This window comes from Cryobacterium aureum, assembly GCF_002954245.1.
Lineage (GTDB): Bacteria > Actinomycetota > Actinomycetes > Actinomycetales > Microbacteriaceae > Cryobacterium > Cryobacterium aureum.
In genome coordinates, this window is the sequence record NZ_PPTG01000018.1 from 43,968 (window position 1) to 53,970 (window position 10,003).

The 10,003-nt window shown below is 64.3% G+C and carries 14 protein-coding genes; 11 read left to right on the forward strand and 3 right to left on the reverse strand.

Going from position 1 to position 10,003, the window contains the following annotated elements:
* The first annotated feature begins 214 nt into the window (after nucleotides 1-214).
* The 3 genes from CJ028_RS07355 (at nucleotide 215) to CJ028_RS07365 (ending at nucleotide 2,297) form a co-directional block, all read left to right on the forward strand.
* Nucleotides 215-1,441, forward strand: a complete 1,227-nt coding sequence (locus tag CJ028_RS07355; protein WP_105034625.1) for an exonuclease domain-containing protein — start codon at nucleotides 215-217, stop codon at nucleotides 1,439-1,441.
* Between the two features lie 52 nt (nucleotides 1,442-1,493).
* The gene (locus CJ028_RS07360; RefSeq protein WP_105034626.1) at nucleotides 1,494-1,736 is read left to right on the forward strand and encodes a hypothetical protein; all 243 of its coding nucleotides are present in this window, start codon (nucleotides 1,494-1,496) and stop codon (nucleotides 1,734-1,736) included.
* A 231-nt stretch (nucleotides 1,737-1,967) separates the two neighbouring features.
* Complete coding sequence (locus CJ028_RS07365) at nucleotides 1,968-2,297, forward strand: hypothetical protein (RefSeq protein WP_105034627.1); 330 nt, start codon at nucleotides 1,968-1,970, stop codon at nucleotides 2,295-2,297.
* 232 nt (nucleotides 2,298-2,529) lie between these two features.
* Here CJ028_RS07365 and CJ028_RS07370 read toward each other — a convergent pair whose 3' ends face one another.
* Complete coding sequence (locus tag CJ028_RS07370; protein WP_105034628.1) at nucleotides 2,530-2,904, reverse strand: YccF domain-containing protein; 375 nt, start codon at nucleotides 2,902-2,904, stop codon at nucleotides 2,530-2,532.
* Nucleotides 2,905-3,091: 187 nt separating this feature from the next.
* Between CJ028_RS07370 and CJ028_RS07375 the strand changes: the two genes are divergently transcribed.
* The 5 genes from CJ028_RS07375 to CJ028_RS21185 all read left to right on the forward strand — a co-directional run bounded on the left by CJ028_RS07375 (nucleotide 3,092) and on the right by CJ028_RS21185 (nucleotide 5,769).
* Complete coding sequence (locus CJ028_RS07375) at nucleotides 3,092-3,385, forward strand: type II toxin-antitoxin system RelE/ParE family toxin (RefSeq protein ID WP_105034629.1); 294 nt, start codon at nucleotides 3,092-3,094, stop codon at nucleotides 3,383-3,385.
* 26 nt (nucleotides 3,386-3,411) lie between these two features.
* Nucleotides 3,412-3,687 (forward strand): HigA family addiction module antitoxin, encoded by a 276-nt coding sequence (locus tag CJ028_RS07380; protein ID WP_105034630.1) that lies wholly within the window; start codon nucleotides 3,412-3,414, stop codon nucleotides 3,685-3,687.
* A gap of 284 nt (nucleotides 3,688-3,971) precedes the next feature.
* Complete coding sequence (locus CJ028_RS07385; RefSeq protein WP_105034631.1) at nucleotides 3,972-4,490, forward strand: hypothetical protein; 519 nt, start codon at nucleotides 3,972-3,974, stop codon at nucleotides 4,488-4,490.
* 98 nt (nucleotides 4,491-4,588) lie between these two features.
* Nucleotides 4,589-5,179: a dihydrofolate reductase family protein gene (locus CJ028_RS07390; protein WP_105034632.1), complete on the forward strand. Its 591-nt coding sequence runs from the start codon at nucleotides 4,589-4,591 to the stop codon at nucleotides 5,177-5,179.
* 131 nt (nucleotides 5,180-5,310) lie between these two features.
* Nucleotides 5,311-5,769, forward strand: a complete 459-nt coding sequence (locus CJ028_RS21185; RefSeq protein WP_205683971.1) for a hypothetical protein — start codon at nucleotides 5,311-5,313, stop codon at nucleotides 5,767-5,769.
* Between the two features lie 10 nt (nucleotides 5,770-5,779).
* On the opposite strand, the gene CJ028_RS07400 is transcribed toward CJ028_RS21185, so the two are convergent.
* Nucleotides 5,780-6,106, reverse strand: coding sequence for a cupin domain-containing protein (locus tag CJ028_RS07400; protein WP_105034633.1), 327 nt, complete (start codon nucleotides 6,104-6,106; stop codon nucleotides 5,780-5,782).
* Between the two features lie 173 nt (nucleotides 6,107-6,279).
* Between CJ028_RS07400 and CJ028_RS07405 the strand changes: the two genes are divergently transcribed.
* Together CJ028_RS07405 and CJ028_RS07410 are read left to right on the forward strand one after the other, a co-directional pair.
* Nucleotides 6,280-6,822 (forward strand): PadR family transcriptional regulator, encoded by a 543-nt coding sequence (locus tag CJ028_RS07405; protein ID WP_105034634.1) that lies wholly within the window; start codon nucleotides 6,280-6,282, stop codon nucleotides 6,820-6,822.
* Nucleotides 6,823-6,877: 55 nt separating this feature from the next.
* Complete coding sequence (locus tag CJ028_RS07410) at nucleotides 6,878-8,533, forward strand: ABC1 kinase family protein (RefSeq protein ID WP_105034635.1); 1,656 nt, start codon at nucleotides 6,878-6,880, stop codon at nucleotides 8,531-8,533.
* Between the two features lie 10 nt (nucleotides 8,534-8,543).
* Here the strand turns inward: CJ028_RS07410 and CJ028_RS07415 are convergent, their stop codons facing one another.
* A complete protein-coding gene (locus CJ028_RS07415; protein ID WP_105034636.1) occupies nucleotides 8,544-9,578 on the reverse strand; it encodes a GmrSD restriction endonuclease domain-containing protein in 1,035 nt (344 codons plus the stop codon).
* Between the two features lie 238 nt (nucleotides 9,579-9,816).
* Between CJ028_RS07415 and CJ028_RS07420 the strand changes: the two genes are divergently transcribed.
* Nucleotides 9,817-10,003 (forward strand): hypothetical protein (locus tag CJ028_RS07420; RefSeq protein ID WP_129590415.1); only part of this gene is annotated, 187 nt, incomplete at its 3' end.

A 10,003-nucleotide genomic window follows, 5' to 3' on the forward strand; every position in this document is an offset into this window, starting at 1 on the left:
GCAGCTAATTCGACGCGTTAGTGATTAGAGACCTGTTTTGGGGGCACATGAGAACTCCACTTCGGCTGCCTCCTCGAGGCTCAGCATCGGCTGACATATGACGACAGGCTAGATTTGCAAGCTAGTTATTAGGCTGCGCTCTCGTCTGTGGGCCGCGCCCGCGTCTACCCCCTCGGTACAGTCATAGGACCACCCCAATCACTTCAGGAGCACCATGCCCGGTTTCGCCGTCATCGACTTTGAGACCACCGGACTCTTCGCGGGCGGCAATCACCGGGTCATCGAAGTGGCCATCGCCCACGTCAGCGCCGACGGCCAGATCGAAGGCCAGTGGGAGACGCTCGTCAACCCCGGGCGTGACCTCGGGCGTCAGGACATCCACCGCGTGCGCGCCGCCGACGTCATGAACGCGCCCACCTTCGCCGAGGTTGGCCCGCAGCTCGTGTCGTTGCTCGACGGCCGCGTCGTCGTGGCCCACAACGCCGCCTTCGACCTGCGTTTTCTGCTCGCCGAACTTGCCCGTGCCGGTTACCCCATCACCGAACCGGTGATCAGCCTCTGCACCATGCAGCTGGCCCGCGACTTTCTGCCCGGAACTGGTCGCTCACTCACCGACTGCTGCGCCGCCTACGACATCGATCTCATCGGAGCCCACCGAGCCTCCGTCGACACCTACGCCACCGCGCAACTGCTCAGCCACTACATCACCGGCGCTGCCGCCCCGATACTGTGGGCCGACGCACTCGACCTTGCCGCCGCTTACCGCTGGCCGGCCCTGCCGTTGCCGGAGCGCCCGTGGTACGCGCGGCCGGATTTCGCGACCGAGCAGACGGCATCCGTTTTTCTGGAACGCATCAGCGTGCGACTGCCCGAAATCAGCGGACCGGCCGAACACCAGGACTACCTTGCCCTGCTCGATCGCTGCTTGCTCGACCGGCAATTTTCCGCCCACGAAGCGCAGGCGCTCGCGCAGCTCGCCGAGGAGCTCGGCCTCAGCCGCCACCGCTGCGAGCTGCTGCACGGGGAGTATTTCGCCGCGCTCGCCCGCATCGCCTGGGCCGACGGCATCCTCACAACGGATGAGATGGCCGACCTCGTCGACGTCGCCAACCTGCTCGACATCTCAGCGGACGCTCTCGACGCAGCGCTCGATCAACCGGAGCCGACCGTGGTCGCGGTGGCCAGTGCTCACTTCGAACTGCACCTGGGCGACCTCGTGGTGCTGACCGGCGACATGACCCGGCCGCGCAGCGACTGGGAATCGGAGCTGCTCGCCCGCGGCTTCGCCCCGAAAAGTGCGGTGACCAAGAAGGTCACGCTGCTCGTTGCTGCCGACCCGGACTCCCTATCGGGCAAGGCGCGCAAGGCCCGCGACTACGGTATCCCGATCGTGGGGGAGGCCGCCCTGGCCCGGCTGGCCGGGGCGTTTCCGCTGCGCTGATCGCCGGGAGCGGCACTTGTCTAATCCGGGCTGACGTCGAGACGTTATGCGGATGGCCAACTTTCGCGAACGCGACCGGAAGTCGATACCTCAATGGCCGGCCAAGCCGGTCAAGCGTGCTGCTTTCACCCGTCACGGCGGCAGAGACGACGAGGGCATGATCGGCACTTACACCTGTCTTGGTCCCGTGGCGTACGTCACGAATGAGGGCGAAAAACCGATCGTCATCACCTGGAACCTCCAAGGAGAAATGCCCGCCGACGTCTACCTGAGCGCCAGTGCCGTCCCACGATAAGCGGTCTGCGTGCGTGTCGGCGAGGATAAAGGCCATGGCGCGCTGATTCGCCAGAACCTCCTTAAATCAGCCCCGTCCGAGGGCCGTGGGCGGGCTACGTGTTGACTAGAGTGCGGAGTGCGGGCTGAAGCCCGCCGCGCGCACTCAGAACGATTGTTGGGACGCACGGCCATTCAGCCGAGCGCCCTTCAACCGGATCGAACGCGTCGAGTTAACGAGAGGACAGCCAGCATGCCGTCGACTTGGCAGCCATCCGCCTGGGGCAAGGCCCTCACCAGCTCCGGCGACTGGAAACTCGCACTCCACGACGACTCCGTCACGGTCACCATTGGCGGCGTCGCGATCGTGACCGCGCTTGAGGACGTCGAGGCTGTCGTCGTCACCCACGGCCTGTTCTGGAGTCAGATTCGGCTCGAGGTGGGGGAGTGGGTTAACTGGTTCTACGGCATCCGCTCAAAGGACGCCGTCGCGTTTGAACGAGCCTTCGCCGCGGCGCTTCAGGCGCTGCAACTTCGCAGCTCACCGCGGAGTGCGATGCGGCGGCCCACCGAGCAACGCTGACGTCTCTGCCGAAGAATTACCAGCAGACACAGTTGCGTCGGTCGTATGGCGATCTCGACTGCCTTGACCTCGGCATGGCCATCGTGCAGAATGCGTTCAACGCGGCCATTGACTCGTCGGCACAGCGCCCGGTTTCTGTGACGGAGCCGGTCGCCGTCTGACCGGCGTCGCGAGCGGTAGCTTGCCGCCTGCTCCCTGTGATTTCGTGCCGGAGCAGGCGGCCTCTGCTTTGTTAGGGCGCGTCGACGATCTGTTTGCCGAGCGGCATGAGCGCGACGGGGATCAGCTTGAAGTTGGCGATGCCGAACGGGATGCCGATGATTGTCACGCAGAGAGCGATGCCAGAGAGTAAATGTTCGAGGGCGATCCACCAGCCGGCCAGAATTACCCAGACGACGTTGCCAAGAAGAGACCCGATGCCTGCGCCCGGCGTCTCAACCACGGTCTTGCCGAACGGCCAGAGCGCGTAGACGCCGATGCGCGCTGCCGCGATTCCCCACGGAATTGTCACGATGAAAATGCACATGATTACGGCGGCCAGCATGTAGCCGAGGAACAGCCAGAAGCCTGAAAGCACGAGCCAGATGATGTTGAGGAGGGTCTTCATGATGGTTCCATTCTCTCAGGTCGTTCCCGCCTGGCACGTTGAAACGCCAGCTCGAGTCTGCGCGGGAGGACGAAGCACGTCAGGCGACGGTACCGAGATCGACCACGACGTCGTGTCCGTTCCGATCGGAACCGAATGCAAACCGTACGCTCTTGCTATACGTATAGCGTAAAGATACGCTTTAGATGTGATCAAGTCGTTTCGGCACAAGGGACTCGCGCGGTTCTATGCGTCGGGCAGCAAGGCGGGAATCCGCCCGGATCACGCTGCCAAGCTACAACGGCAACTCGCCGTGCTCGACAACGCCGTATCGGTTGACGACATACCGCGCTCCTGGCGGCCGCATGTGCTTCAGGGAGAGGGCGAATCGGGTCATGACCTGCACGGGCACTACGCGATTTGGGTTTCGGGGAATTGGCGCCTGACCTTCGCGTTTGAGGGCGCTGATGTCGTACTGCTCGACTATATGGACTACCACTGAACCGAATCGAAATGAAAGGAACGAAGATGACCGGAATGTACAACCCTCCTCACCCGGGCCTGCTCTTTGAGGACTATCTCGGGGAGGTCAGTCTGGCCGAGGCTGCACGGCGTCTCGGAGTCACTCGGGCGACGTTGTCGCGCATTCGCCATGGCCATTCCGCTGTTACAGCGGACATGGCAGTGCGCCTGGGCCTGCTGTTGGGGACGAGCGCAGAGCTCTGGCTGGGGATGCAGACGGCGTACGACCTGTGGAACGAAAAGCAAAAGCCACGGCCCGAGGTTCTGCCGCTCGCGGTTTAGCCGAGCCCATGGCTCACCGTCAACGACACCCCGCCGACCGGAACCAGCTTTCGCGAGCGGCAAAGGGACCAGCCGGATGAGTTTCATCTATTCTTTGGCGGACTGCATCGCGGGGTTCGGTGCAGCTCCGACGCGGGGCAAGCAAGCAACTTTCCGATTTTTGCGAAACACTGCGGGCGTGACCTTGACACTGCGCTTGTGTGGTGCCAATGTCGGTGCCACACGTGCCTGGCAGACAGTACCGGAACAAGGACGTTCCAAACCACATCACGGAAGGCAATCCGATGAAACCATACGAGGATGTCAATTCCGGGCGGCCCAGAAAGCGGCTGTTGCGGACATCGGCCGGGGCGGTGATGACCGTTGTTCTCGTGGCGTTGCTCACCGCCTGTGGAGGAGCGCGAACGGGCGCGCAATTGCTCGACGACGTGGCGAGAGGCTTGGGGCGGAGCCCGTCCGAGGTCAGCGTGCTGGTACAGGCTCAAACGACAGCGGCGGAATCCAGCGATGACATTTTGCGGCGTTGGGCCGCACCCTTGCGTGAGCCGGGTGCCCTGAGGGACGACGCGGTGACAGTCTCATGCCAGACGGTGATTGATCTTTCGACGTCGGATGAGCCCCTCGACGAGAAATCACTTCTGATCCTGATCAACAATATCGCAGGGCTGGACCCGACCACAGCCAGCATGCTGGAAGTGAAAGGACTGAGTGACGCCGCCTTCAAACAACTCGGGGGAAATAGCAATGCCCTGAGCATTCAGGTGCAATTGGATCGCTTCAAAGACGCTGTTTGCACGGGATAGGTAAGAAGGCCCCTGCATTCTGAGTGTGGTCCAGGGCTCGATCCGCAGCCTTCACGCGCCACGGACACCGGTGCGGACCGAGGACAGGAGCGATCGAAATGACAGTGACCTGCGACATGATGGTCTCGGAGGACGGCTATGCGGCCGGCGTGAATCAGAGCCTGGAGCATCCGCTTGGTGAAGGCGGGGAACGACTGGCGCGCTGGCGGTTTGAGCGGCCCGACGAGAACGCCGCGGAGATTGCGGCCATCGCGACGGCGGGTGCCTACATTATGGGGCGCAATATGTTCGGTCCCGGCCGGGGCGAGTGGGACGACGAGTGGACGGGTTGGTGGGGCAACGACCCGCCCTACCACGCACCGGTGTTCGTGCTCACGCACTATCCGCGAGCGCCGCTCATCATGGAAGGCGGAACGACCTTCACGTTCCTCACCGGCGGCATCGAATCGGCGCTGGAGCAGGCTCGCGCCGCTGCGGGGGAGCGTGACGTGGCGATCGCGGGCGGGGCCGCCACCGCGCGGCAATTCCTGTCTGCCGGGCTGATCGACGAACTGCGGCTGCACATCGCGACGGCGGTGCTGGGCGCCGGCGAGCCGATGTTGGAGGGGCTGGATGACCTCAACCTGGAACAGATCAGCGCCGTGCAGCGGGAACTGGTCACCCACGTCACCTATCGAGTGGTGCGCTGAACGAGTAAAAGCGCCCACGACCCGCCGGTGCCGGCCAAAGGCATGCCGACTCCTTGGCCACCGACTGCTGTGACGCATCCGCTTGCCGGAAGTACGCCACCGCGCTCCCGCTTTCCGTGGGAGCATGACGCATGCACAACTTCGTGAGCGACATCGTCAATCAGGCTCCGCAGCAAGACAACTGGTGGCTCAACGGTGGTGGGTGGTTCGTGCTGGCCCTGGTGAATGCGGGCCTGGCCGAACAGAAGAACCGTTCCCGCTGGAACTGGTTCCTGGTCTCGCTCTTTCTCGGGCCCCTCGCCACGTTCTTCATCGTGGTCTGGGCACCGGTGACCGAACCACCCCTCGAGCTGCAGAATCCGTTTGCGAGAGCCGACGATCGTTACCTCACCCTCGCCTTCCTGGCTCTGGTGCTCACGATCGGCGCGCTGCTCTTCGCCCTGGCCGGGCAGACCTGGTATATGTGGGTAGCCACCGGCGTCGGTGCCGTGGCCCTCGTGGTCTTTCTCGTGCTGTTTCGACATGCACGCGCCAAGCGGATGCTGGCGCGAGCGCATGCGCGCAACGCCTCGGCGCCGACGGCCGTATAGCGTGTGGGGGCTAACCGATCAGGGTGAGCATCAGCCGCGACTCTCCGAGCGCCTCGACCTCGTGCTCGAGACCGGCATCGAGCCGTAGCAGGGCGCCGGGCACCAGGTCGGTGACCTGTCCTCCGGCGGTGACGCGCAGGCATCCGTCGAGGGCTTGCATCAGCAGAATCTTGGGCGCCGAGTGCTTCTTCAGTGTGAAACCGGCTTCGAACGTGAGCACGACCACGCGCACGCCGGGGGAGGCGAGAACCGTACTGTGCCCGAGCCGGCCGGGTTCGACCGCAGCGTCAGCCCGAACGTTCGCGATGTGAGTGAGGGGCAGTGTTGAATTCTCCATGATTCAACGCTAGACCTGTAGCAGCCCGTCACTCGATCAATGGTGATTGCTTCAAACCACTCGGCTGGGAACCAGCCCTGAGCATCCGTTTTGGGTGTATCGCTCGAGAGCATCGCTGGGTATCGTTGGCCTATCGCTGTATATCGTTCGTACTTCATTCCGAGGAGGCAATTATGGGCAATTCATTCCCAACCGGCGGGTTCAACGCTGGCAACATCGACGGCATCTGGCAGGCCATGGAACAGTTCCGCTCTCGGTTCGAGAAGCAAACGGGCACCCGCGCCGGCCGCGGCGAGGTGCGCACCGCTGTGCTGGCACTACTCGCCGAGCAGCCGATGCACGGCTACCAGATCATTCACGAGATCGAAGAACGCAGTAACGGCAGCTGGAAGCCCAGCGCCGGCTCGGTCTACCCGACCCTGCAGCTGCTCGCCGACGAAGGACTGATCAGCGCCGAAGAGAGCAACGGTCGCAAGATCTACTCGCTCACCGACGAGGGTCGCGACGCTGTCGCTGACGCCGACACGAGCGCGCCGTGGGAAGCTACGGCGTCAACTGCCGGTCACGGTCATGCGGCACTGCCGAAGGCCGGTATCGAACTCGCCCAGGCAGCGGCCCAGGTAGGCCGCACCGGCACGCCCGAGCAGGTCAAAGAGGCCGTCGCCGTACTCGACGACGCGCGTCGCAAGCTCTACTCGATCCTCGCCCAGGACTGACGGGGTGCCATCGGCTCGTCGAGGTAGCTACAACAAGAATTCGGGCGCGGGAAACATGCGTGCCCGCTACCGCCGCATTCTGCGTTTTGCCAGCTGGTATCTCGCCATAACGTGGTGGTTCGAGTTGTTCCTGCCTCGCATCGGGCTGCTGAAAATAGCTGAACGCACACGCTCCAAACGGATGCGACGCTTCGCCAAGGCCTTCCACGTGCTCGCGGCCGACCTCGGCGGTCTCATGATCAAGGTCGGGCAGTTTATGTCCTCGCGCCTCGACGTGTTGCCGCCGGAGATTACCAAGGAGCTTGAGGGGCTGCAAGACGAAGTCGCCCCAGTGCCGTTCGCGGCCATTCGCGCGGCCGCGGAGGCGGAGCTCGGCATGTCACTGGAGCGAGCGTTCGCCATGGTCGACGAGACGCCGGTGGCTGCGGCATCTCTCGGGCAGGCGCACCGGGCACGGCTCTCGCCGCTCGATGCCGCCGACACCGGGCTCGACGGTGTCATCATCAAGATTCAGCGACCGGGAATCGACGAGATTATCGACGTCGATCTGGCTGCCCTGCGCAAGGTGGGCGGGTGGCTCAGCCATGTGCGGCTGGTCTCCAAGCGGGTCGACATGCCCGCGCTGGTGGAAGAGTTCGCTCAGACCAGCCTCGAGGAGATCGACTACCTGCACGAGGCAGCGAGCTGCGTGCGTTTCGCGGAGGCCTTCACAGACGACGACCGGGTGGGGGTGCCCGGCGTCGTCTGGGAACGCACCACGCGCCGCGTGCTCACCCTCGAAGACGTCACGGCGATCAAGATCACCGATGTCGACGCACTCGTGGCTGCGGGGATCGACCCGGTGGAGGTGGCCCCGGTCTTCGCTGCGGTCATGTTTGACCAGCTGTTCACGAAGGGCTTCTTTCACGCCGACCCGCACCCCGGCAACATCTTTGTCACCCCGGTCGTCGATTCAGAACGCGCGTGGAAGCTGACTTTCATCGACTTCGGCATGATGGGGGAGGTACCCACGAGCACGCGCAGCGGCCTGCGCAAGCTGCTGATCGCCGCAGCGTCGCGTGACGGCCGCGGCCTGGTCAACGCCATGCGCGACGTGGGCGTGCTGCTGCCCTCGGCCGAGACGTCCGAACTCGAGCGGGCGATGACGACCCTGTTCGCCCGCTTCGGCGGCATGGGATTCGCCGAACTGCGCGAGGTCGACCCGCGGGAGTTTCGCGATTTCGCGGTGCAGTTCGGCGACGTGGTGCGCTCGCTGCCGTTCCAGCTGCCCGAGAACTTTCTGCTCATCATTCGGGCGATGTCTCTTACGTCCGGGGTGTCGAGCGCGCTGAACCCCGCGTTCAACCTCTGGGATTCGGTCGAGCCCTACGCGGCACAGCTGCTGCGCGACGAGAGCGGCAACCTCGTGCAGGACTTCACGAAGCAGGCCCTGGAGACCGCCGGCATCGTCTTTCGCCTGCCGAAACGACTCGACGCGCTCATCACCCGATTCGAAGACGGCACCGTGGCGGTCACCAGCCCCGCTCTCGAGAAGCGCATCTTGCGACTCGAGCGCACCGCGCGCCAGGTCGTGTCGGCGCTATTGTTCGGCGCGCTGCTCATCGCCGGCGTGCTACTGCGAGCGGATGACGCGGTGCTGGGCACCGTGCTAATAGTCGCGTCGGTCGCGCCCCTGCTGCACGCGCTGTTCGCGGGGCGCCGCGGGTTTTGACCTGGGTGGGTTAGCTTTCGCAGCCGACGCCGTCGCCGTCCCGGTCGAGGTGCCGCCCGTAGCCCGGGTCGCCACTGTGCACCGGGGCCGCACCGGCCGCTCGCGCCGCCGTGCAGTTCTCGTAGTAGGCACTGGCCGGTGCCTGCTCAATTGGTGCAACCGGATCGGGCACGACCGCGACCGGCGCGGGTGCCACAACGACTGGCGCTGGTGCTGGTGCTGGTGCTGGCGCGAAAGCGGATGCCGTAGCCCGCTCATCGGGACAGTCCGTGAGAATGCGGGTCATCGCGTCGTGCTCCGCCTGCGTTACCCACAATCCGTAGGTTGCCTTCACCGAAATCTGGCGCGCCACGTAGGCGCACCGGTACGACTTCATCGGCGGCAACCAGGTGGCCGTGTCGCCGTCGCCCTTGCTGGAATTCGTGGCCCCGTCCACGGCCAGAAGGTTGAGCGGATCGTTCGCCAGCGACACCCGTTGCGCCTGGGTCAGCTGCTGGGCTCCGGTCTGCCAGGCATTTGAGAGGGCCACTACGTGGTCGATCTGTACGAGTGACGACGTGGCGTTTCCGCGCACGAAAGTGATCGTCTTTCCCGTGTACGGCCCCACCAGGGTGCCGTTCAGAATCCGGCAGGTACCCGATTTCACAGTGGTGGTGAGGTCGCGGGCCAGTATGTCGTTGCGGGTGTCGCATCCGTTCTGGTCGACGTCGAGCCAGGCCGTGCCGAAGCCGCCGCTGCGGTCGTAGCCGGTCTTAGCCGCGCGGCCCTTGACGGGCAGCGTCGCCAGCAGCGCGATGGCCGTGGTGTCGGTCGCGGCGGTGTCGGCGAGAACGATGCTCGCGGCATCCGCTGCCGGTGTGGCGGCGGCCGGGTCGACCGGCGCTTCCTCGGTAAAGGCCAGCGGCGTCGGCGTCGGGCTCGGGCTGGCGGTCGAGCCGAATGTGGGTATCACGGCGAACACGAGCAACAGTAGAAGTGCCATGCCGAGCATGATCCACACGAGGGTGGAAAACCGGGGGGTTTTAAGGCGGGGTCGTACAGGCATGGAGCTCCTTGGCCGCATAGCCACGACTAGTCAAACTTATCGTGGTACCCGGGCGTGCGCAGTACGCCTTGGGGATTTGATCGAAGCTGGCCTCGTCGCGCTTTCGGAGCAGGGCCTGCCGTGTATTGCTGGCTAGGTATAGGAAATAATTCTGAGTTTACGTCGCAGTATTGCTGAGATTCTCTCGCTTTTAAGGTTGTTTTGGGCTATAATTGTTGGTGAAGGAGGCATCGACGCCATGACCCTCACCGCCCCGCCCGCCGCAGCCGGCTCGATGCCGGAACCCGAGGGTTCCCGTGTGGCGGTCATTGCTCAGGCCGGTGCATTGTTGGCCTCCGTTGTTGACGGGGTGCGGTTTGGTCACCTCGATGACTCCGAGGCTGTGGCGGTCATGACCGCCCTCGAAGAACTCGGTCGCAAGGTCG

Coding starts and splice junctions, on each gene's coding strand:
- CJ028_RS07355 (WP_105034625.1), top strand. CDS start 215: ATGCCCGGTTTCGCCGTCATCGACTTTGAGACCACCGGACTCTTCGCG.
- CJ028_RS07360 (WP_105034626.1), top strand. CDS start 1,494: ATGGCCAACTTTCGCGAACGCGACCGGAAGTCGATACCTCAATGGCCG.
- CJ028_RS07365 (WP_105034627.1), top strand. CDS start 1,968: ATGCCGTCGACTTGGCAGCCATCCGCCTGGGGCAAGGCCCTCACCAGC.
- CJ028_RS07370 (WP_105034628.1), bottom strand. CDS start 2,904: ATGAAGACCCTCCTCAACATCATCTGGCTCGTGCTTTCAGGCTTCTGG.
- CJ028_RS07380 (WP_105034630.1), top strand. CDS start 3,412: ATGACCGGAATGTACAACCCTCCTCACCCGGGCCTGCTCTTTGAGGAC.
- CJ028_RS07385 (WP_105034631.1), top strand. CDS start 3,972: ATGAAACCATACGAGGATGTCAATTCCGGGCGGCCCAGAAAGCGGCTG.
- CJ028_RS07390 (WP_105034632.1), top strand. CDS start 4,589: ATGACAGTGACCTGCGACATGATGGTCTCGGAGGACGGCTATGCGGCC.
- CJ028_RS21185 (WP_205683971.1), top strand. CDS start 5,311: ATGCACAACTTCGTGAGCGACATCGTCAATCAGGCTCCGCAGCAAGAC.
- CJ028_RS07400 (WP_105034633.1), bottom strand. CDS start 6,106: ATGGAGAATTCAACACTGCCCCTCACTCACATCGCGAACGTTCGGGCT.
- CJ028_RS07405 (WP_105034634.1), top strand. CDS start 6,280: ATGGGCAATTCATTCCCAACCGGCGGGTTCAACGCTGGCAACATCGAC.
- CJ028_RS07410 (WP_105034635.1), top strand. CDS start 6,878: ATGCGTGCCCGCTACCGCCGCATTCTGCGTTTTGCCAGCTGGTATCTC.
- CJ028_RS07415 (WP_105034636.1), bottom strand. CDS start 9,578: ATGCCTGTACGACCCCGCCTTAAAACCCCCCGGTTTTCCACCCTCGTG.